This window comes from Kutzneria buriramensis (assembly GCF_003387475.1).
GTDB classification, from domain to species: Bacteria; Actinomycetota; Actinomycetes; order Mycobacteriales; family Pseudonocardiaceae; genus Kutzneria; species Kutzneria buriramensis.
Genome location: NZ_QUNO01000005.1, coordinates 78,134 through 99,493 on the forward strand (window position 1 = coordinate 78,134; position 21,360 = coordinate 99,493).

Here is a 21,360-nt window from a genome sequence, read left to right on the forward strand (position 1 = left end):
CCAGTGAGGACACGATTGTCAGGCGACCCGCAGGTCGTCCATGGCGTCCCGGTTCCAGGCGATGCCCAGTCCCGGCGTGTCCGGGGCGACGGCGAAGCCGTCGACCACGGACATCTCCCCAGTGGTGATGGCCCGCAGCTGTGGGATGTGCTCGACGAACCGGCCGCCCGGCACGGCGGCGGCGAGGCTCACGTGCAGCTCCATCAGGAAGTGCGGACAGACCTCCGCGTTGAACGTCTCGGCGGTGTGCGCGACCTTCAGCCACGGCGTGATGCCGCCGATCCGGGCCACGTCCACCTGCACGACCGAGGCCGCACCGCGCTGGAGGTACTCGCGGAACTGCGCGACCGAGTAGAGCGACTCGCCGACGGCGATCGGGATGTTGGTGGCGTGCGCCAGCCGCTCGTGCGCCGCCACGTCGTCGGCCGGCAGCGGCTCCTCCAGCCAGGTCAGGCCCAGCGGCGCGAACAGGTCGGCCCGGCGCAGCGCCTCGGCCAGCGTCATCGACTGGTTGGCGTCGACCATGACCGGGAACCGCGGGCCGACCGCCTCCCGCACCGCGGCCAGCCGGGCCGCGTCCTCGGCGCCGGTCGGCTTGCCGACCTTGACCTTCACGCCCTGCCAGCCGGCGTCGCGAGCCCTGACCGCGCCGGCGACGAGTTCGTCGGTGCTCAGGTGCAGCCAGCCGGTCTCGGTGTCGTACAACGGAACCCTGGAGCGATAACCGCCGGCGACCCGCCACAGCGGCTCGCCGGCGCGCAGGCAGCGCAGGTCCCAGAGGGCGGTGTCGACCGCGGCCAGCGCCAGCGAGGTGATCGCGCCGACCGTGGTCGCCCGGGTCGAGGCGAACAGGTCGTGCCAGACGGCCTCGATGCGGGTGGCGTCCGCGCCGATCAGCCGCGGCAGCAGATGGTCGTTGAGCAGGGCGAGGACGGCGGTGCCGCCGGTGCCGATCGTGTAGGTGTAGCCGAGTCCGACCGCGCCGTCGTCGGTGGTCAGCTCGACGAAGACCGTCTCCTGGGAGAGGAACGCCTGGACGGCGTCCGTGCGGACCTGCTCGACCGCGATGTCCACCAGGAACGCCTCGGCCTTGCGGACTGCTGCCACGCCTCGCCCTCCATCGGGTTCGGTCTTCATGGATCCTATACGATCGGTGGTACTGGATTCTTGACTTGGTGTAAGTGCCGTGTCAACTGCCCGTTTCTCACCCGTTACCCGGCGGTGTCGAGGGGTCAAGATCCCCGCGCGCGTACACTCGCGCCATGCCGCCGGCAGCCGCTTTCCACCACCGGGTGTTCGAGGGAGTCGTCGACAGGACCAGTGCCCGCCAGACCTTCGGACTTCCCGTCGGCGGGCAGAACCTCCAGTACGCCGGCACGCTCGGCCGGCCCGGTACCGGGTACCGCACCGTCACGCGGCTGCTGATCGGCGGCGTGACCACGTTCGACTGGACGTACCAGGGCACCGGGGCGTCGATGGAGCGCACCGAGTCGCTGATCCGGCTGTCCCCCAACGCCTTGACGTACCTGTGCCTGTGTGTCGAGGGCACCACTCGCATCCGGCACCGCGGCGCCGAACTGCTGCTCAAGCCCGGCCGGGCCGCGCTGTGCACGACCGCGAACCCGTTGGAGGCGCTGCACTCCACGCAGAACCGGTTGCTCACCATCTATGTGGACGCCGCCCGGCTGGAGAGTCAGGTGCCCGGCGTCAACCGGCTGCTCGGCTCCACGCTGGTCGTCGAGGGCGTCGGGGATCTGCTGGCGCAGCACGTGCTCGCCACCATGAAGGTGGCGTCCGGTCTGGACAGTGCCGGGCTCGCCGCCGCGTCCGAGGCCGTGTCGGATCTGCTCATCGGGGCGTTGTCCCGGCGGGCCCAGCCGGTGTCGCCGGCGCTGGAGGCGCAGATCAGCGCGTACATCGACAGCTGGCTCGGCGATCCCGAGCTGTCGGTCGAGCGCATCGCCGCCGCCCACCACATCTCCGTGCGCACCCTGCACCGGGTGTTCCAGCAGCGCGGCGAGACCGTGTCCACGCACATCAAGAACCGCCGGCTCGACGGCTGCCACGCCGACCTGCTGGCCCGCCCCGACCTGATGATCGGGGCAATCTGCGCGAAGTGGGGCATCACGGACATCGCCCACTTCTCCCGCCAGTACAAGTCCCGCTTCGGCTGCACCCCCACCGACACCCGCGAGCAGCGCCTCCCCCACCCCCGAGGCCAGCGAGTCGCGCTCGAGGTCGCGCCGGCCTCTGGACCGCAGGCTTAGCTCGATCGAGTCTGTTCATCGATCGAGCTAAGCCAAGGGAAGAGGCCGGCTCGGAAGCGGCCTCGCCCCGCGCGGCACGCGCGGCACAAGCACAGACACACCGAATGCAGTTCCCGGGTAGATCGTTTTTGAGTGCCGCTCAGCCGAGCATGGCTTCCAGAGGTTCCTTCAGCGTCGCGGCGAGTTCCGGGTCAACATGCGCCGCCTCTTGCAGCAGCAGGTGCACGCCGGCTCGGAACGCCCGGCGCAGCTCTTCGTCCTCCAGCGATCCCACAAGTGCCGCCAGGGCGGATTTCGTCGCATCCTCCGGCAGCAAATGCAGACCTCGTCCCTGACTCGCCGGCACCCCGTGCCGCAGACACATCAGCGTCAGCACGGCGTTGCGCAGGCCGCCGAGCATGTGCTCGGCCTGCCACCCGCGGCCGCGTTCGATGCTGGAACGCACGTGCAGGGCGTACAGCCAGCCCATGTCGATCTGGTCGCGGGCGTCCGGCCGCGGGGGTGGCGGCTGTTCGGTCGCGGTGCCGAACAGCAGCCGGAAGGTCGGGGCCGTCGCACCGAACTCGGCGGCCGGCACGAACGCGATGTCGACCTGGAGCGTGTCGGGCAGCAGGAACACCCGGTAGATCGCGGCGCGGTACGGCACATCCATGTGGTGGACGACGCCGTGTTCGCGGTAGAGGTGCTCGGTCCAGTCGGCCATCACCTCGTCGCGGCCGCCGGCGATGCCGAGCGCGAAGTCGACGTCCGACCACCGGTCCGTGCCGTGCAGCGCGCCGGAACCGGTCACCGCCGCGCCGGTGATCCGGTCGTCGCCGCGGGCCCTCTCGATCAGTGACGTCAGCAGGCGGTCGCGATCTCCGGGCGTGAAGATGGTCATGAGCTCATACTGCCGACCATGAGATTCCGGACCACAGTGCTGCTCGGCGGCAAGACCGCGACCGGGCTGCCCGTGCCGGCCGAGGTGATCGAGGGCCTCGGCGCCGGCCGGGCCCCCAAGGTGACGGTCACGATCGGCGGCCACACGTACAGGAGCACCGTCGGCGTGCGCGGCGGGCAGTTCCTCATCCCGCTCAGCGCCGAGAACCGGACCGCCGCCGGGGTCGCGGCCGGTGACGACGTCGACGTGGACATCGAGCTGGACACCGCGCCCCGCGAGGTGGAGGTGCCGGCCGACCTCGCCGCGGCACTGGCCGCCGACGCCGAGGCCCGGCGGCTGTTCGACGGGTTGCCGTTCACACACCGCAAGGAGTACGTGCGCTGGATCGAGGAGGCCAAGAAGGCCGAGACCCGGCAGAACCGCGTGGCCAAGACCCTCGAACGGCTCAAGGGCGGTAGTTGATCTACCTGAAACCTACATTCGGTGTGCCTGAGAGCGCGACTCGCGGGGGTTGACGTCAGCCGGTGAAGAGGCTGCGGAGGTACTTGCGGTGGCGCAGGAGCAGGCCGCCGATGAGGAAGGCGAGGCCGGACATGCCGAGCTGGCCGCTGTTGACGACGATGCCCAGCACGAAGCAGCACAGCCCGAACACCCACATCACCTCCAGCGCCCACCGGTACCGGTCGAGCAGGCTCCCGCTCAGGCGGGTGGCGAGCGCCGGGTACTGGGCGGCCAGACCGCGTTCGATCCCGTCCAGCTGGCGGCGTTCGTGCTGACTGAGCATCGGGGCTCCAAGCGTCGAGGGCGACTGCGTCCCCATATACCGGCCCCGACCCGTCACCGGTTCACTGGCAGCGGCCCCCGGTGCTGGATAGCCTGATCGCCGGAGGTCAGGTGAACGGGTCGAGACGCGAGGACATCGACGGGGTGCGGGCGGAAACCGTCCCGCTGGCCCTGCGGTTCAGCGGCCTACCCGGGGAACTGGCCGGCATGCGCAAGGTGGTGCGCGACTGGGCCGCCACCGCCGGCCTGTCCGGCGAGCTGCTGGAGGACATCCAGCTGGTGGTGGGCGAGGCCGCGGCGAACGCGATCGAGCACGGCTACCGCGCGGGCGAGCCGGGTTCGGTGGACGTGTGGCTGACCGTGGACGGGGCCGGCGCCGTGCACGGCCGGGTGCGCGACTACGGAACGTGGCGACCGCAGCCGGAGGACCCCGGCGACCGGGGCCGCGGGCTGGCATTGATCCGGGCCCTGGCCGCGCAGGTAAGCTTGAACCGCAGGTCGGACGGCACCGAGGTGGCGTTCACCATGCCTTTCATGTGACCCGCGTCACATCGCGTTTGAGATATCACTCGACCGGGTACCCCCGATGGACACATCACCGAACGGCGGGGGGCGAGCCATGAACGTCGCACCTGACAGTGAGGCGGCCCTGGGCCTGGGCAGGTACGTCACCACGGTCGCGCGGCTCTTGGGCGTGTCCGAGGACGCGATGTACCACGAGGTGGGCGACCTCGCGTCGGCGTACATCGCGCTGCCCACGCGGCATCCGCTGTTCACCGAGTACGACCTGATGCTGGTCTGGGACGAGCGGCACGGGTGGGCGGTCGGGCTGGAGATCGACACCCTGGACGGCCCGGTCGTGCTCAGCTACCTCGGCCCCGACCAGCTGCCCACGCCCGGCCGGATCCGGCACTTCGTCGACGAGGTCGTCGTCGGCAACTGCCCCGGCCAGCCGAACCCGCCGCGCTGCCGGTCCCGGGAGCACCTCGCCGACCGCCTCGCCAAGTTCGTCACCGCCTGACGTGAATCTGGCTGCCGTGGTCTACTGCCGGGCGTGATCGAGCCCGAGGAGACCGAACCGCAGCGGCTGGCCCGCAACCTCGCCGAGCTGCTCCAGGAGTTGCGCGTCGCGCAGACCGGCGTGCAGGTGCTGTTCGGTTTCCTGCTCACGCTCGCCTTCACCGATCGCTACGCCGCCGCCGGCCACCTGGTGCACGTCGTGCACGTCGTGACGACCTCGCTCGCCGCCTGCTCGGCGGCCTTCCTGATCGCGCCGGCCGCCTGGCACCGGATCCTGTTCCGGCACGGGCATCGCGAGCAGATCATCCGCACCGCGTCGGTGTCCGCACTGGTCGGCCTGATGCTGCTCGCCGCGGCCATGACCGGCACCGTGCTGATGGTCGGCTACGTGGTGTTCGGCGGCCTGTTCGCGGCGCTGCTGGCGTCCGGTTTCGGCCTGCTGTTCCTGGTGCTCTGGTTCATCCTTCCGCTCTGGATGCGAATCGCCCCGCGCTAGGCATACGGTGGCCCCGTGGTCTTCCGGCACGAAGCATTCGGCTACGACGGCATCGACGCCTTCGTGGCCCGCGTGACGGACTTCGCTCGTGCCGGTCTCGCCGACGACGCCGCCGTCTTGGTGGTCGCCCCGCCCGAACGGCTCGGCCCCGTCCGCGACCAGCTCGGCGCCGACGCCCGTGACATCGACTTCCGGGACATGGCCGAGATCGGCCGCAATCCGGCGCGGATCATCCCGATGTGGCGGGACTGGCTGGACCACAACGTCGCCCGGCGCTGCGTCGGCGTCGGCGAACCCGTGTACGAGGCCCGCCGCCCGCCGGCCGTGGTCGAATGCCACCAGCACGAGGTCCTGCTGAACGCCGCCTTCGCCCAGGTCGAGTGGCGGCTGCTGTGCCCGTACTCGGAGGCGCAGCCGGAGTCCGTGCTGGCGCGGGCGCGAGCGAACCATCCGTGGTGGGAGGGCATCGCGAACCCGGGTTTCGACGACGACGTGAACACGCTGGCGCAGCCGCTGCCCGAGCCGTTCGGCCCCACCAAACTGCTGCGGTTCGCCCTGGACAGCATCACCGGCGTGCGGGATTACGTCGCCGGCAGGGCCCGGCGGCTCGGTCTGGACGCCGAGGCCGTCGAGCGGTTCGCGCTGGCCGTGCACGAGGTGATGGTCAACAGCGTCGATCACGGCGGTGGCGGCGGCATGCTGCGGCTGTGGGCCGAGGGCGACGAGCTGGTGTGCGAGGTGCGGGACGAGGGCGTGATCACCGATCCGCTCGTCGGCCGGCGGCGTCCCAAGACGAACCAGCCCCGTGGCCGCGGGATGTGGATGGTCAACCAGCTGTGCGATCTGGTGCAGGTGCGGTCGTCTGCGGCGATCGGCACCGTCGTGCGGTTGCGGATCGCCGGAGCGGGTACCCCGCACGCATGACGAGGCTGGCGCATGGGCAGGAACGCGCACTGGGTGAGTTGGTTTCGGCGGGCAAGCTGTCCGCACGGGACGCCAATACCGTCCGGGACGCCCTGACAGACGCTGATCCCGCCCCGCTGCGCCACCGGATCGCCGAGGTCCTCGGCTATGTCGGCGGTGCACTGTTGTTGGCCGGCGCCGCCCTGATCGTCGGCATGTCGTGGGACTCCTTCTCCCACGCCGGCCGCGTCTGGCTCCTCATCGCCGTCACCGTCGTCCTGGTCGGCGCCTCCGTGGCCCTCCGCAACCGCGTCACCGGCCTGCTGCTGGCCCTTGCCGCCGTCACCGGCGGTCTTGCCGCCTCCGCCGCGTTCGACACCCATCCCGCCCTGGCCGGCGGCATCGCCGCCCTGATCCTCGCCGTGGCCGGCTACGCCGCCTGCCCCGCCGTCTTCGCCATTCCCGTGGCCGGCATCGCCGGCGGCTCCCTGGTCGTCGGTCTGGTCGATCTCCTCGGCGCCTCCCCCACCTGGACCGGTGTCGGCCTCGTGGTCCTCGGCGTCGTCGGGGCGTCCCTGGTCGCCTTCGACGTCGTACGCCACCGCGCCGTGACCGCCGGCGTCGCCACCGCCCTGGCCCTGATCGGCGCCCAGTTCCCCGAGCACGCCTTCGTCGTCTACTGCGCCACCCTCGCCGTCGCCCTGGTCTGCTTCGCCTGCTACCTCGCCGACCGCATGCCCATCCTGCTCATCGGCGGCGTCATCGGCGTCACCATCGCCGTGCCCGAGGCCGTGTGGGACTGGACGCGCGGCACCGTCAACGCCGCCGTTCTGGTGCTCATCGCCGGCGCAGTGCTCCTGCTGGCCGGCGGCATCGGTCTCCGCATCCACCGGCCGTAGTTCATCCCGGCGCTTCACCGAGCGGCGTGAACACCGGCAGCTGGTTGACGATCTCCACGGTCCATCGTGTGTGATGGATCATTCTGTGGTGCGTGGAGCACACCAGCAGGAGGTTGCCGAGCTCGGTAGGTCCTCCGTTTGCCCAGTGGATCACGTGGTGCGCGTGACATTGTCTCGGTCGGCGATGGCATCCCGGGAACGCGCAGCCTTTGTCTCTGACGATCAGTGCCCGTCGAATGGCGGCGGGGATGATCCGTTTGCTCCGGCCGACGCTGAGCGGAACGCCGTTCGCGCCGAGGACCGTCCGCATCGCCGTGCTGTCGCAAGCGATCCTGCGGGCCACTTCGACGGGGATGGGGTCACCGGCCTCGATGTCGGCGCTGCCCGCCGCGTCTTTGAGGGCTTGCAGCGGGATGGTAATCGCCAGATGGGGGCGTTCGCCGCCCTCGTCGGGCAGGTTCTCGCTGCCGGCGGCGAGTTCGATGATGTCCGCGAACGCGTCGCCTTGCCGCTGCGGGGTGGTACGTGGGTCCGTCCCGGATTTCGGCTCGGCCAGCGGACTGATCAGGCCGGCGAGCATCGCGCCGGTTTCCTGATCAATGCTGCCCCGAAAGCCGAACGACCCGTCAGCGCGATTGCTGTAGTGGAACTCCCGCTTCGGCTCGGCGAGGTCGTCCTTGGGTTCGGCGCCGTCCTGGTCGAGCAGGACGAGGATCCCCCGGCGAGCGTGCGAAAGTTGTTGAGGTGAAAGTGGGTATTGTGCAGCGGCTCCGCTTCAACCCTGTCCCGGTCCAGGATCGGCACTCCCGCAAGGGTCTCCCCTGGAACGGTGAGCCGATCGGCATCGAGTTCGCCGACACGGGCCGCATCCCGGATCGCCTCACTGGCGAACAACTCTGCGTGGCCGACGATCTGCAACGCGTCTCTCTTGGTGACACGCAATTGGTTCTGCACCTGCGCCACCAACGACACCCGGTCTTCCTTCGACCGTCCCATGCGGTCCCATAGCTCGGCGACCATCTCCACGATCCGCACGTAGGCGGACTGACGGACGGTTTGCGCTTCGGCGCAGGCGTGCCACAGCGAGGGTTCATCCATCCGCCATACGGCGTTGGCATCCCAGGTCGCCGTCATGCCTCCATTCTACCGTCCTGACCAGGCGTTTTCCCTCGTAGGCGCCACGAATACCCGTTCGAGCGAGCGAATGGAAAGCGCTTTCCCCGACCGACGGCCTCCCTCACTTCCCCTCCCGTCCAAAGCCCCTCTGTGGACGCAACCACGGATGAAACCGCGGGCAGACCAGCTACCGTGCGCCCCACCTGAAACGAGCGAACTGGGCACCTATCACGCAGGCCCGCAACCACGGTCCGCGCCCTCAGCGGCGTGGATGGTCGGCGACGAGGGATGGGGAGGGCGGGCGGGAAGCCCACTCACCACAGCCCGAAGGCGCGGGGGCAAGGACGGTCGGCAACGTGGAGCGGGCGGGAAGCCCACTCCCCCTCACCGCTTACGCGCCTCGATCAGGAACCTCTTGGTGTACGCCACGAGCGGCCCCTCGGCCTGGATCCGCTCATACAACGCCCGTAGCTGCGGCAAGTACTCCTCCACCGTGAACCCGGGCACGATCCACACCACCTTCCGCAGGAAGTGCACCACCGCCCCCACGTCGAAGAACTCCGCCCGCAGGGACTCCGCCCGCAGATCGACGACCTCCAACCCGGCCGCCTCCGCCTCCTCCGCCGCCAACGCGGGATCACGGGAGTGGTCGATCTCCAACGGCCCCATCATCGCCTCGGAGACCTCGTGCATCGACCCGGATCCGACCTGTTGCGAGAGATACACCCCACCGGGCCGCAGAACCCGTGTCACCTCAACCCAGTCCACCCCGATGGGATGCCGGCTCACGACCAGATCGAACGACGAATCCCCGAAGGGCAACGGATCCGTCTCACCGGACTCCACCACCTCGACGCCCCGAGGCTCCAGCAACCGACGCGCGACCGCGAGGCTGGGCGGCCACCCCTCGGTCACGACCATCCGCGAGGGCAACGACGCCACCGTGTTCAGCACCTCGCCGCCACCGGTCTGAATGTCCAAAGCGGACTGAACGGATGCCATCCGCGAGCCGAGAAGGCGCGCGTAGCCCCACGACGGGCGCTGCTCGGTCGCCCGGCCCTCGAACCAGGAGAAATCCCAGCCGTCGACCGGCACCGCCGCGCCCTCGGCGACGAGTTCATCGAAGGTAGCCACGCCTTCACCCAAACACGGCGGGCAACTCGATTTTCGCCGAGGGCGGGCAGTTCACCCGATCAGTTCGGTTGGTCGCCGTGGGTCAGGGTCTCCCACGCCACGAACAGGATGTTGTCGCCGGCGGGCCGGTTGTTCACGACCAGGGTGCGAGTGTCGGCCATGACGTTCCCCAGCCGGTTGCCCAGCGCGTTGTACCCGACCTCGGTCACCGGCCCGAGCCCCCGGTGCACGGTCCCGCCGCACAGCCACGACGGCACGGCCGCGCCCAGCTCGTACTGCGCCTGGAAACCGAGCGCGTAGCGCAGGCGGGTGCCGACGTCCCCGGTGTACAGGTCGTTGCCCTGGATCCGGGACGTCTCGGCCACGTCCGAGATGGACGCGATGCCGTAGCCGGTGTGGGTGAAGTCGCGGCAGGTCTCCTGGGTCAGGCCGTTGACGAAGGTGCTCTGGCCCTGCCAGTAGCTGACGATCTTCGCCTTGGTGTTCAGACCCATGCTGGGCACGGTCTTGGGCAGCGCGCCGTCGCTGGTCAGGTACACGTACGCCGGCACGCGCACCAGGTACTTGGCCATGGCGGTGTCGTAGTCGGCCTTGTCGTCGAGGAAGACGGAGATCCCGACGGCGGCCTCCATCATGGTCAGTTCCCAGTTGCCGTTGCTGTTGCTGCCCTTGATCACCACCGGCAGGTAGACGGTGCGCAGCATGCTCTGGAACCGGGACAGGTTGGCCCAGCCACCGCTGTAGGTGTAGCGGATGATCTCGGCCGCCCGCGGCCACACCGAACCGGCCCAGCCGGTCTGGAGCGGGGCGTTGCTGTTGGTGTGACTGGTGATCACCGCGGACCAGGCGTCCATGATGGAGATGGCCTTCTTGGCGTACATCGCGTTCTGCGTGACGTACCAGGCCAGGGCGTTGCCGTACGCGGCGAGCGCGTCCTGGCGCTCGTCGGTGCAGCCGAGGTTGGGATTGGAGTACGGCCCGCACTCGACGACGGAGCGCGGGTGCGGCGCGCGGCTCTGCGACAGCAGCGCGTCGTTCAGCATCGCCTGGTACGCCTGGGTCTGCGGTTGCGCACCGGCGTTGACCTGTTGCCGCACATGGTCCAGCTGGGCCTTGCCGACCAGCACGCCGGGATGGACGAAGGCGGCGGGCGCGGCGCCGGCTTGCTGGCCAACGGATCCGACGACCAGCAGCGAGGCGAGCACCGAGAGAATCGAGAGCAGGGATGTGGACACACGTTTGGACATGACACTCCTCGGATGGCGGCGGTGCCTGACCGAGTTGTTGCAGGGGAATGCCAGTCTTAGTGGTCCAGACCACAATCGTCAATCCTGAACGGGTTCTTTCCTGAAAACCCAGAACCGGGCGCCCACATATGTGAACAGGCCGACGCAGCAGGCGGCGCCGACCCGCGCGATCGGGAACGGCACGCCGAGCCAGTTCAGCCAGGTCGTGACGATCGTGGTGAACGCGAGGTCGCCCAGCGTGATCGCGGTGAACTTCAGCATCTGGCCGCCGACCGGGGCGTGCGACTTGAAGTTCACGGTCCGGTTCAACACGTAGTTCAGGCCGAAGGCGCACAGATAGCCGATCGCCACGTCGACCGGCAGCGGCCACTCGGTCCACGCCTTCAGCGCGGCGAGAATGGCCATGTCGATGGCGAACGTGAAGGTGCCGAGGACGGCGAACCCCACGAACTCGGGCGTGATGAAACGCAGCGACTTCGGCAGCTTCGTCGCCCAGGAGGTGAGCGCGTCGCCGAACCGCTCCGCACGCGTCTGAGGCGGGGTGGTCTGTGTTGGCACGCCCTCCATACTGCCAAGGCTTCCGGCATTGCCGCCGGGGGTTCGCCAAAGGTTCAACGAGTGGTCCCGCTCAACCGCTGCCGCTCGGCCGCGCTGAGCTGGGGATCCGGCAGCACGATGCGCACGGCCGGCCGGGTGCGGGCGGCGGCCTCGATGCCGGGGGTCAGGCCCAGTGTGCGGGCAGCCAGCAACGCTGCGCCGACGGCGGCCGCCGGCTCGTCGGGGGTGATCTCGGCCGGCACGCCCAGCGCGGTGGCGACGACCTCCGCGGCCATGGGCACCTTCAACGCCGCCGGATCGATGCGTACGCGCCGAATGCCGGCCCCGGCGGCCTCCAGAGCCTCCCTCGCCGCCACCAGCAGCCGACCCAGGCCGTCCACGCGAATTGCCGGCGGGGAGTGTCCATCGGTGAGGTCGACGCCCACCGCCCAGACGCCGTCGGCGAGCCGCTGTGTGAACAGGAGGTCGCTGCTGACCGGCCGGTTGGTCAGCACCGCCAGCACCAGACGTGAACCGAGCCACAGCGCCGCCGTGCCGGGAGTGGTCGCGCCCAGGCCCAGCGCCGCGAGCGGCAGCCCGGCCGCGCCGACGACCAGCGGCAGCAGCGCGGGCAGCGCCAGCAGCTGGGCCGCCTCCGTCACGAGCGGGACCTGGTCGGTGGGGTCGGCCAGCGGCGGCAGCTGGGTCGGGCCGATGCCGGCGAGCTCGAGCGCCTTCGGGGACCACTCGGGCTCGGTGACGGCCAGCAGACCGCCGGCGGAGGCGCAGGAGGTGTCGGCGAGCACCCGGGCGGTCAGGCGGGACAGCACGAAATCCTTGAGTTCACACCATCGGGCGACGCGGGTGAGCAGGTCGGGTCCGTGCTCGGCGAACCAGGCCAGCCGCACCAGCGGCGAGCCGCCGTGCGGGGTGACGCCGGTGGTGTGCCGCAGCGAGCCGCCGATCCGCCGGGCCAGCGCGCAGGTCTGCGGGTCGGGGCCGACGAACACCGGTGTCATCGGGCGGTCCAGCTCGTCCAGGCCGACGAGCGTGTCGCCGGAGCCGGCCAGCGCCATGCCGCGGACCGGCACCTGTCGGGTCGCGCACAGCTGCACGCAGCGGTCGACGGCCGCGAACACCACGTCCAGAGCGGCGTACGGATCGAGCGTGCCGCGGGGATAGCGCAGCTGCACGTGGTCCAGAACGGTGAGGTTGTCGCCGAGCACGGCCACCCGGACCGAGTCGGGCCCGACCTCGACCCCGAAGACCGCACCTGCCGCCGTCATCGACACACCTCCGCTCACCGGCCGAACCTCCATCATGGCGGTCTTCTACGCTGCGTAGTGGACGAGTTGACAGCGATGGGCGAAGTGTCCGGGTCAATCCCCGAGCGGGGCGCCGCGCCACCGCCATCCGACCCGCGGCTCTAGCCCGGGCAGCTGCACGCGATTGGTCGCCCAGAGCAACGCGGTCCACGGCTCGGCGTCCACGTGGACCTCGGGGAACATCCGCTCGAGGGTGCGGGCGCAGACGTCGGCCGGCGGCGTCAGCGTGACGCCCAGGCCGCGGGCGATGTCCTCGCCGTGCACGAGGATCTCGACGATGCCCATCCCGGCGAATCCCTCGGGGTCGGCCATGCCGGTCGGGTGGTAGGCGCGGACCTCCTCGCCGGTCGTGCGCACGGTGGCGGCGAGCAGTCCCGCGCCCGTCACGGCGAACTCCAGCGCGTCGGCGACGGTCGCCTGCGGCATGAGCGCCGCCTCGAAGGCGACGTAGCGGTCGGACCGGCGAGTGAGCAGCTGCGCGGCGTAGGAGAGCACGCAGTCGCCGAGGTGCTCGGCGGTGCGGAAGGCGTTCAGCTCTCCGGTGCCGGTCGCAACGGTCCAGTCGCGGTCGACGACGGGCGCCAATGCGGCGGACAGGGCGGCGGTGGCGGCGTCCAGATCGGATGCGGTGACGGGCATGCCGACACCCTACCTAGGAATACCTAGGTGTTCGCGCCACACGATTCCTAAGTAATTCGAGCCAGCCTGAACGGACGCATTCGACAGGCCTTTCGGACGTTTGAACCGGACAGACCCGGGCGTACACTCGGCAATACCAATTTCCAACCCTGCATCAGCACGTGAGGAAGTATTCTCGTCAATTCCTTCCGTGTCCATCTCCGCGGAGGTGTACGTGCCCGAAGAATTCGCACCGGCGCGCTGTCCGATGGCCGACCCGCGGTCCGCGGCGAAGGCGACGCCGATGGCCCCCATACTAGGTAAACCCGTTTCTCGGCGAACGCTGATGCGGACCGCCGGCGCTATCACCGGCGCCCTCGGCACGCTGGCGATACTCCAGGACGGCGCGCTCGTGCCGCAGCGGCTCGCGATGGCGGACCCGGCGACGTCCTTCCCGGACATACAGTTCGACCTGGGGCCGTTCTCGCCGCCCGCGGTCACCTACGACGGCATTCCGATCGGCATGCCGCCGGTGCACACCGTGTTTCTCACCGCGACGCTGGCACGCACCCCGTCCAAGGCCGACCAGTCGCGGATGGAATCGGCGCTGCGCACCATCGAGGCGAACTACCCGTACGCGCCGGCCGGCATTTTCACGCACGTCGCCTACAGCGACAACTACTTCAACCGGCTGCCGGCGAGCCTGGTCAACGCGAACATGCCGAGAACCCTGTCCGGCAACCAACCCGTGCTGAAGCGCGCGGTGCCGGCGCCCACCGATGTGGCGCCCGGCAACCACGTGCTGCAACTGCGCCGGGACGAGTTCAACGTGCCGGTTCGCATGGAGAGCAACGACGTGCTGTTCACCGTGCGCGGCGACGACCCGTCGTACGTGGCGGACGTGGTGCAGTGGCTGTCCGGCAGCAACCGGCTGGTCGGCCGCACGATCAACTCGCCGCGGTTCGACGCCGGCATGAAGATCACGTCCTCGCGGGCGATGTTCGTGCAGATCGGACTCCCCCGCTACATCGCGGCCAACGCCGGCACCTCGTACGCGACGTTCGTGAACTCGGACTCGCCGATGTGGATGGGCTTCGCCGACCAGCAGGTCGGGGCGGCCGCGCCGGCGTCGGACGTGACCTTCCTCGGCGACCACGGCATCCACCTGAGCAACGCCACCGCCGGGTCCTACTTCGACAACGGCGCCATCCAGCACCTCTCGCACGTGCTGCTGGACCTGGAGCAGTTCTACGTCGACGGGCGCGACCCGGCGGACGGCCCCGACACCCGGGAGCCGTTCGACGAGCGGGTGCAGTACATGTTCCACTCGCCGCCGGTCGTCGAGCAGGACCCGAACGACCCGTTCTACAACGGCGGCGGCCCGAAGAACCTGACCATGCAGGGCGCGATGCTGCCCAACCAGTTCCACGGGCCCGGCTACGCCGAGCAGAGCGCCCAGCAGTTCGGGCGCATGGGCCACCTGTCCACGTTGCACCGGTCCAGCCGGACCGCGGACGGCCGGCCGATCCACATCCGCATCGACGGCCCCGGCTTCGACGCGATGGACACCACGACCGGCTGCAACACGGCGAAGCTCCAGTTCTCGGGCTTCTTCCCGAGCGCTGACTTCTTCTCCACCATGCGGGCCAACACCTCGGCGATCGACCTGCTGCTCAAGTACAACCTGGACGAGGAGGACCACGGCCTGGAGCGGTTCACCACGGCCACCCGGCGGCAGAACTACCTGATCCCGCCGCGGCGCCACCGCGCCTTCCCACTCATCGAACTCACCTGATCCGACCGGAATGCAGGGAAGGACGCCTTACCCTCGTTGACCGAGGGTAAGGCGTCCTTCCCTGCGTCAGGCCGGGCCCCGGAGGGGGTCGGGGCCCGGGGTTCGGGGGTCAGTTTCCTTGGGGCTGCTGGCCCTGCTGGCCGCCGCGGCCGGGGCCGAACTGCTGGTCGCTGACGCTTGTCGCGGTGCCGGAGCTCCCGGACAGCTTGGCGATGATCGTCACCGTGGTGCCGGTCTTCAGGTCGGTCACCTTCTCGTTCCCCTCGTCGACCTGCGTCGAGGAGTCGATCACGTACGTCTGCGTGTAGCCGTCGACGCTCTTGGCGGTGATCGACGTGGCGCTGACGGCGGTGATCTCGCCGGTCTGCATCCGCTCGGTCACGTAGCTGCCGTTGTCGGACACGGTGAAGTCGCCGTGCAGAGCGGAGAACAACCCGCCCATGCCCCCGCCCCGGCCACCACCGAATCCGCCCCCGCCACCGGCCCCGAAACCACCGCCGGGACCACCCTGGGTGGCGGCGCTGGCCGTGCTGCCGGCGAGCTTGGAGATGCCGTAGCCGCCACCGGCGGCCACCACGGCGGCGACGGCGACCACCGCCGCGGTCTTGCCCGCGGACCAACGCTTCGGTTGCGGGGCCCCGGCGGGCGCCGCCGGCGGCGGTGCGCCCCAGACCGGCTCGGTGCCTTCGGCGGGCTGCTGGGTGTCCATCGTCTTCCTCCTGCGTTCGGGCTTGTGACAGCCACCCTGGCCACCGCCGCTGTGCGCGAGCTGTGCGCACTGTGCGCACATCCTGTGAGCGAGCCGCACAGGTGATACACAGGAACCACACAGCGTCGGCAAAGTCGCCGGCCACAGGATGGGAACCATGAACGGCGAACTCAGGCGCGCGGACGGCAGCCAGCTGCGGGTGCTCGTGGTGGACGACGAGACGTCCCTGGCCGAGCTGGTGAGCATGGCGCTGCGCTTCGAGGGCTGGTCGGTGCGCTGCGCGGCGGACGGCGTGTCCGCGGTCCGCGAGGCCAAGCAGTTCCGGCCGGACGCCGTGGTGCTGGACATCATGCTGCCCGATCTGGACGGCCTGGAGGTGCTGCGCCGGGTCCGGACCGACCAGCCCGAGGTGCCGGTGCTGTTCCTGACGGCCAAGGACGCCGTGGAGGACCGGATCGCCGGCCTGACGGTCGGCGGCGACGACTACGTCACCAAGCCGTTCAGTGTGGAGGAACTCGTGCTGCGGGTGCGGTCGCTGCTGCGCCGCAGCAACGCCGTCGCCTCGCCCACCAGCTCGCAGCTGGTCGTCGGCGAGCTGACCCTGGACGAGGACAGCCGCGAGGTGCGCCGCGCCGGCGACGAGATCCAGCTGACCGCCACCGAGTTCGAGCTGCTGCGCTACCTGATGCGCAACCCGCGCCGGGTGCTGAGCAAGGCGCAGATCCTGGACCGGGTCTGGGAGTACGACTTCGGCGGCCAGGCCAACATCGTCGAGCTGTACATCTCCTACCTGCGCAAGAAGATCGACGCCGGCCGCGAGCCGATGATCCACACCATGCGCGGCGCCGGCTATGTCCTCCGTCCCACGGGCTGACCGCCGACGTCGCTGGACCCTGCGGCGCAAGCTCGTCGTCGCGGTGGTCCTGCTGCTGACGGTCGTGCTGCTCGCCGTCGGCCTGATCGGCGAGGTGTTCATCCAGCGGACGCTCGTCGCGCAGGTGGACAGCCAGCTCCAGCAGGCCAACAACCGCGGCGGCCACGGCCCGGGCGGCGACGGACCGCACGGGCCGCGGCCGGATCTCTACCACTGCGGCACGAACGACCAGTCGCAGGCGCTGCCGCCGGGCCTGGGCCCGTGGGCGCTGGGCGTCAACGGCCAGGACGCGGCCGTGCTCAACCAATACGTCTGCCCGACGCCGCTGGCCGCCAACCAGCTCGCGGCCCTGGCCAAGGCGCCGTCGAACGGCCTGCCGACCACCGTGAGCGTGCCGGGTCTCGGCGACTACCGAGTGATCTCCAGCAACGACGGCGCGAACGTCATCGGCCTGCCGCTCAACGACGTCGACCACACCCTGGACAGCATCAGCGTCGCGCTGCTGGTGATCGCCGCGACCGGGCTGGTGGTCGCGGCCACGGCCGGCGCGGTGATCATCCGTGCCGCGCTGCGGCCGCTTGACCGGGTGGCGGCGACCGCGACGCGGGTCGGCGAGCTGCCGCTGGACCGGGGCGAAGTCGCGCTGTCCGTACGGGTTCCCGAGCAGGACACCGATCCCCGCACCGAGGTCGGCAAGGTCGGCGCGGCGCTGAACCGGATGCTCGGCCACGTGGCTTCCGCGCTGAACGTCCGCCAGGAGAGCGAGACCCGGGTCCGGCAGTTCGTCGCCGACGCCAGCCACGAGCTGCGCACCCCGCTGGCCGCGATCCGCGGCTACGCCGAGCTGTCCGGCCGCTACGCCGCCCAAGTGCCGCCGGACGTGTCGCACGCGATGCGGCGCATCCAGTCCGAGTCCACCAGGATGACCTCGCTCGTCGAGGAACTGCTGCTGCTGGCCAGATTGGACGCCGGGCGGCCGCTCGCCCGGGAGCCCGTCGACCTGTCCCGCCTCGTGGTCGACGCCGTCAGCGACGCCCGCGTGACGAGCCGGGACCACCGCTGGCAGCTGGCGATTCCCGGCGAGCCGGTGGCCGTGCTCGGCGACAGCCAGGCGCTGCACCAGGTTCTGCTCAACCTGCTCGGCAACGCCCGCGCGCACACGCCGCCGGGCACCACCGTGATCACCGGGATCCACAACGGAAATCCCGGCGAGATCGTGTTGGAGGTCGCCGACGACGGGCCGGGGATTCCCGCCGAGTTGCAGCCGGAGGTGTTCGAGCGGTTCGCCCGCGGCGACGGCTCGCGCTCGCGGGCGTCCGGCGGCACCGGGCTGGGGTTGTCCATCGTCGCCGCGATCGTCACCGCGCACGGCGGCGAGGTCGCGCTGGACAGCCGGCCGGGCCGGACCGTGTTCACGGTGCGGCTCACAGCCGCCGCACAGTGATCACACACAGGCGGCACAGCGCCCGCCCCGAGGCTGGTGCCATGACAACGACGATGACCCGGCACGCGGCTGCCCCGGCGGCCGACGCGCCCGGAAGACGGCCGGGCTGGCACCGGCCCACGCTGGTGCTGCTGCTGCTGGGCACCGCCGTGCTCTACCTGTGGGACCTGAGCGCTTCGGGCTACGCCAACGACTTCTACGCGCAGGCGGCGCTCGCCGGCAGCCAGAACTGGGAGGCGCTGCTGTTCGGGTCGCTGGACCCCGGCAACGTCATCACCGTCGACAAGCCGCCGGCCGCGCTGTGGGTGATGGGCCTGTCCGCCCGGATCTTCGGCTTCAACTCGTGGAGCCTGCTCGCGCCGCAGGCGCTGGAGGGCGTGCTGTCGGTGTGGCTGTTGTACGCCGCGGTGCGCCGCCGGTTCGGTCACGGCGCGGGTCTCGCCGCGGGCGCGGTGCTGGCGCTGACGCCGGTGGCGGTGCTGATGTTCCGTTTCGACAACCCGGACGCGTTGCTGGTGCTGCTGATGACCGCCGGCGCGTACTGCGTGGTGCGAGCGACGGAGAAGGCCAGCGGCAAGTGGCTGGCGTTGGCCGGCGTGGCCATCGGCTTCGCGTTCCTGACGAAGATGCTGCAGGGCTTTCTGGTGCTGCCGGCGTTCGGCGTGGTCTACCTGGTCGCCGCGCCGACCTCGTTGCGGCGCCGCATCTTCCACCTGCTCGGGGCGCTCGGCGCGGTGATCGTGTCGGCGGGGTGGTTCGTGGCGCTGGTCGACCTGTGGCCGGCGTCCTCGCGGCCGTACATCGGCGGGTCGACCAACAACAGCCTGCTCGAATTGGCCCTGGGGTACAACGGACTCGGCCGCATCTTCGGCGGTTCCGGGAACGGCGGCGGAGGCGGCTTCGGCGGCGGAGGCGGGGGCGGAGCCGGCGGCGGGAACCTGTCGTTCGGCGGCAGTGCCGGCATCACCCGCATGTTCGGCCAGGCCTTCGGCACGGAGATCTCGTGGCTGCTGCCGGCGGCGCTGATCGCGCTGGTCGCCGGGCTGTGGTTCACCCGGCGCGCGCCCCGCACCGACCAGACCCGGGCGGCGGTGCTGCTGTGGGGCGGCTGGCTGCTGGTCACCGGCCTGGTGTTCAGCTTCATGAGCGGCACCATCCACCCGTACTACTCGGTCGCGCTGGCCCCGGCGATCGCCGCGCTGGTCGCGATCGTCGGCCGGCAGTTGTGGCGCGGCCGCGCCAAGTTCTCCGTGCGGGCGTGGCTCGCGGCGATGATCGGCGTGACCGGCGTGTGGGACTTCGTCCTGCTGTCGGAGGATTCCACCTGGCTGCCGTGGCTGCGCTGGATCGTGCTGGGCGCGAGCGTCATCGTGGCGGCACTGGTGTTGTTGCAGGGCGACCAGTTCCGGCGACTGATCGTCGTGGCCGCGCTGGCCGGCGTGCTCGGCACCGCCGCCTTCGGCGTGGCCACGGCCGCGACGCCGCACACCGGTTCCATCCCCGTCTCCGGCCCGTCCAGCAACAGCGGTTTCGGTGGCGGCGGCGGTCCCGGTTCCGACAACGGAACCGCCAGCTCCGCGCTGGTGAGCCTGTTGCAGGCGACCACCACCGAGTGGGCCGCCGCCACCGACGGCTCCATGTCGTCGGCCCCGCTGGCGCTGGCCAGCGGCAAGTCGGTGATGGCCATCGGCGGCTTCAACGGCGGCGACCCGGCGCCCTCGCTGGCCCAGTTCCAGAAGTACGTGGCCGAAGGCAGGATCACCTACTACGTCAGCGGCGGGCGCGGCGGCTTCGGCGGCGGCGCCGGCGGCAGCAGCCAGATCGCGAGCTGGGTGGCCGCGCACTACAAGGCGCAGACCGTCGGAGGGACAACGGTGTACAACCTCCTGAACAACTCGTGAACGTCGTCCATAGTGGACTGACGTGATTCACAGGCTGGGAACCGTTCTGTGAAATACCGGCGGTTCCCAGCCGGCCGTGACCTGCCTACCGTTCCCGGGGAGTCGACCCGAGGAGCGCTCGATGTCCCGATTCTCCCTGCCCATCCTGATTGTCGCCCTCGTGGCCGCGGGGCTGTCCCTGCCCGGCACCGCCCAGGCCGCCACCTGTTCGACGGCGAGGCTTCCCTTACCCGACGCCTCGTGCACGCCCGGGGCCATCAACCCGGACGTCACGCAGTCCAGCATCGACAGCACCATCTGCGTGTCGGGCTGGACCGCCACCGTGCGGCCGCCGACCTCGTACACCAACGCCCTGAAGAAGCAGGGCATCTCCGACTACGGCTACAGCGACACCAGCATGGCCGACTACGAGGAGGACCACCTGATCCCCCTCGAACTCGGTGGCGCGCCGCGTGATCCGCACAACCTGTGGCCGGAACCACATGCCGGCGCGAAGAACTCGTACAGCAAGGACTCGATCGAGAACAAGCTGAAGACCGCGGTCTGCGACGGCCAGGTCACGCTCGCGGCCGCCCGCAAGGCGATCGCCACCAACTGGACCACCGCGCTGTCGGTGGTGGGCCTGTCGGCGAGCTTCGCCCCGGCCGCCGGCGGTGTGCCGCGTCCCGACCACATCCTGGTCGTGATCGACGAGAACCACGCCCAGGGCGAGATCGTCGGCAACGCGAACGCGCCGTACATCACCGGCCTGTCCAAGTCCGGCGCGAACTTCACCAACTCGCACGCCATCACGCACCCCAGCCAGCCCAACTACCTGGCGCTGTTCTCCGGCAGCACGCAGGGCACCACCAGCGACACCTGCCCCCGCAAGGCCTTCACCACGCCCGACCTCGGCGGCCAGGCGCTGGCCGCCGGCATCGGCTTCGACGGCTACTCCGAGAGCATGCCCAGCGACGGCTACACCGGCTGCACCTCGGGCACCTACGCCCGCAAGCACAACCCGTGGGTGGACTTCGCCGACGTGCCGGCGTCGTCCAACCTGCGGTTCACCGACTTCCCCACCGACTTCACCAAGCTGCCCGCGGTGTCGTTCGTCGTGCCCAACCTCCAGGACGACATGCACGACGGCACCGTCAACCAGGGCGACACCTGGCTGAAGAACCACCTCGACGGCTACGTCCAGTGGGCCAAGACGCACAACAGCGTCTTCGTGCTCACCTTCGACGAGGACGACAGCTCCAACGGCAACATCATCCCGACCATCATCACCGGCGCGGGCGTGAAGACCGGCAACTACGGCGAGAACATCAGCCACTACAGCGTCCTGCGCACCATCGAGGACGCCTACGGCCTGCCGCACGCCGGCGCGGCCGCCTCCGCCACCCCGATCACCGACATCTGGGGCTGATCCC

The 21,360-nt window shown here is 70.3% G+C and carries 22 protein-coding genes; 12 read left to right on the forward strand and 10 right to left on the reverse strand.

Annotated elements, in window-relative coordinates; translation table 11 throughout:
* Nucleotides 1-18: 18 nt before the first annotated feature.
* The gene (locus tag BCF44_RS15645) at nt 19-1,107 is read right to left on the reverse strand and encodes a mandelate racemase/muconate lactonizing enzyme family protein (RefSeq protein ID WP_211353041.1); all 1,089 of its coding nucleotides are present in this window, start codon (nt 1,105-1,107) and stop codon (nt 19-21) included.
* A gap of 155 nt (nt 1,108-1,262) precedes the next feature.
* Between BCF44_RS15645 and BCF44_RS15650 the strand changes: the two genes are divergently transcribed.
* Nucleotides 1,263-2,267, forward strand: a complete 1,005-nt coding sequence (locus tag BCF44_RS15650) for a helix-turn-helix domain-containing protein (protein ID WP_116175027.1) — start codon at nt 1,263-1,265, stop codon at nt 2,265-2,267.
* A gap of 139 nt (nt 2,268-2,406) precedes the next feature.
* On the opposite strand, the gene BCF44_RS15655 is transcribed toward BCF44_RS15650, so the two are convergent.
* Nucleotides 2,407-3,147 (reverse strand): nucleotidyltransferase domain-containing protein, encoded by a 741-nt coding sequence (locus BCF44_RS15655; protein ID WP_246015121.1) that lies wholly within the window; start codon nt 3,145-3,147, stop codon nt 2,407-2,409.
* An 18-nt stretch (nt 3,148-3,165) separates the two neighbouring features.
* On the opposite strand from BCF44_RS15655, the gene BCF44_RS15660 reads away from it, so the two are divergent.
* On the forward strand, nt 3,166-3,609 hold the full coding sequence (locus BCF44_RS15660; protein ID WP_116175028.1) for a YdeI/OmpD-associated family protein: 444 nt from the start codon (nt 3,166-3,168) through the stop codon (nt 3,607-3,609).
* A gap of 55 nt (nt 3,610-3,664) precedes the next feature.
* On the opposite strand, the gene BCF44_RS15665 is transcribed toward BCF44_RS15660, so the two are convergent.
* Entirely contained in the window at nt 3,665-3,931 is a 267-nt protein-coding gene (locus BCF44_RS15665) for a DUF3040 domain-containing protein (protein ID WP_170217548.1), read from the reverse strand.
* 110 nt (nt 3,932-4,041) lie between these two features.
* Between BCF44_RS15665 and BCF44_RS15670 the strand changes: the two genes are divergently transcribed.
* From BCF44_RS15670 to BCF44_RS55470, 5 genes are all read left to right on the forward strand, one after another.
* Nucleotides 4,042-4,470 carry an ATP-binding protein gene (locus BCF44_RS15670; RefSeq protein WP_147328499.1) on the forward strand — a complete coding sequence of 143 codons (429 nt, stop codon included), beginning with the start codon at nt 4,042-4,044 and terminating at the stop codon, nt 4,468-4,470.
* A 79-nt stretch (nt 4,471-4,549) separates the two neighbouring features.
* Nucleotides 4,550-4,951, forward strand: a complete 402-nt coding sequence (locus BCF44_RS15675) for a DUF6292 family protein (protein ID WP_116175031.1) — start codon at nt 4,550-4,552, stop codon at nt 4,949-4,951.
* Between the two features lie 33 nt (nt 4,952-4,984).
* Entirely contained in the window at nt 4,985-5,446 is a 462-nt protein-coding gene (locus tag BCF44_RS15680) for a DUF6328 family protein (RefSeq protein WP_116175032.1), read from the forward strand.
* A gap of 15 nt (nt 5,447-5,461) precedes the next feature.
* Nucleotides 5,462-6,370 carry a sensor histidine kinase gene (locus tag BCF44_RS15685; protein ID WP_116175033.1) on the forward strand — a complete coding sequence of 303 codons (909 nt, stop codon included), beginning with the start codon at nt 5,462-5,464 and terminating at the stop codon, nt 6,368-6,370.
* Nucleotides 6,367-7,248, forward strand: a complete 882-nt coding sequence (locus BCF44_RS55470; RefSeq protein ID WP_170217549.1) for a hypothetical protein — start codon at nt 6,367-6,369, stop codon at nt 7,246-7,248. The genes BCF44_RS15685 and BCF44_RS55470 overlap by 4 nt, the downstream gene beginning before the upstream one ends.
* Before the next feature lies 1 nt (nt 7,249).
* Here BCF44_RS55470 and BCF44_RS15695 read toward each other — a convergent pair whose 3' ends face one another.
* The 6 genes from BCF44_RS15695 to BCF44_RS15725 form a co-directional block, all read right to left on the reverse strand.
* On the reverse strand, nt 7,250-7,963 hold the full coding sequence (locus tag BCF44_RS15695) for an HNH endonuclease signature motif containing protein (protein WP_342775616.1): 714 nt from the start codon (nt 7,961-7,963) through the stop codon (nt 7,250-7,252).
* Between the two features lie 785 nt (nt 7,964-8,748).
* Nucleotides 8,749-9,498, reverse strand: a complete 750-nt coding sequence (locus BCF44_RS15705; RefSeq protein ID WP_116175036.1) for a class I SAM-dependent methyltransferase — start codon at nt 9,496-9,498, stop codon at nt 8,749-8,751.
* A gap of 59 nt (nt 9,499-9,557) precedes the next feature.
* Nucleotides 9,558-10,745 carry an alginate lyase family protein gene (locus BCF44_RS15710; RefSeq protein WP_116175037.1) on the reverse strand — a complete coding sequence of 396 codons (1,188 nt, stop codon included), beginning with the start codon at nt 10,743-10,745 and terminating at the stop codon, nt 9,558-9,560.
* Between the two features lie 78 nt (nt 10,746-10,823).
* On the reverse strand, nt 10,824-11,303 hold the full coding sequence (locus BCF44_RS15715; protein ID WP_246015122.1) for a GtrA family protein: 480 nt from the start codon (nt 11,301-11,303) through the stop codon (nt 10,824-10,826).
* Nucleotides 11,304-11,356: 53 nt separating this feature from the next.
* Nucleotides 11,357-12,568 (reverse strand): FGGY family carbohydrate kinase, encoded by a 1,212-nt coding sequence (locus BCF44_RS15720; protein WP_170217550.1) that lies wholly within the window; start codon nt 12,566-12,568, stop codon nt 11,357-11,359.
* 93 nt (nt 12,569-12,661) lie between these two features.
* Nucleotides 12,662-13,246, reverse strand: a complete 585-nt coding sequence (locus tag BCF44_RS15725) for a hypothetical protein (protein WP_116175040.1) — start codon at nt 13,244-13,246, stop codon at nt 12,662-12,664.
* Between the two features lie 325 nt (nt 13,247-13,571).
* Between BCF44_RS15725 and BCF44_RS15730 the strand changes: the two genes are divergently transcribed.
* Nucleotides 13,572-15,020 carry a DUF7405 family protein gene (locus BCF44_RS15730; protein ID WP_116175041.1) on the forward strand — a complete coding sequence of 483 codons (1,449 nt, stop codon included), beginning with the start codon at nt 13,572-13,574 and terminating at the stop codon, nt 15,018-15,020.
* Nucleotides 15,021-15,129: 109 nt separating this feature from the next.
* Here the strand turns inward: BCF44_RS15730 and BCF44_RS55475 are convergent, their stop codons facing one another.
* On the reverse strand, nt 15,130-15,729 hold the full coding sequence (locus BCF44_RS55475) for a hypothetical protein (RefSeq protein ID WP_170217551.1): 600 nt from the start codon (nt 15,727-15,729) through the stop codon (nt 15,130-15,132).
* Nucleotides 15,730-15,877: 148 nt separating this feature from the next.
* On the opposite strand from BCF44_RS55475, the gene BCF44_RS15740 reads away from it, so the two are divergent.
* The 4 genes from BCF44_RS15740 (at nt 15,878) to BCF44_RS15755 (ending at nt 21,356) form a co-directional block, all read left to right on the forward strand.
* Nucleotides 15,878-16,603, forward strand: coding sequence for a response regulator transcription factor (locus BCF44_RS15740; protein WP_116175043.1), 726 nt, complete (start codon nt 15,878-15,880; stop codon nt 16,601-16,603).
* Entirely contained in the window at nt 16,581-18,047 is a 1,467-nt protein-coding gene (locus BCF44_RS15745; RefSeq protein WP_116175044.1) for a sensor histidine kinase, read from the forward strand. The genes BCF44_RS15740 and BCF44_RS15745 overlap by 23 nt, the downstream gene beginning before the upstream one ends.
* A 41-nt stretch (nt 18,048-18,088) precedes the next feature.
* Nucleotides 18,089-19,948 carry a glycosyltransferase family 39 protein gene (locus tag BCF44_RS15750; RefSeq protein ID WP_116175045.1) on the forward strand — a complete coding sequence of 620 codons (1,860 nt, stop codon included), beginning with the start codon at nt 18,089-18,091 and terminating at the stop codon, nt 19,946-19,948.
* 121 nt (nt 19,949-20,069) lie between these two features.
* Complete coding sequence (locus BCF44_RS15755; RefSeq protein ID WP_246015123.1) at nt 20,070-21,356, forward strand: alkaline phosphatase family protein; 1,287 nt, start codon at nt 20,070-20,072, stop codon at nt 21,354-21,356.
* Nucleotides 21,357-21,360: the final 4 nt, after the last annotated feature.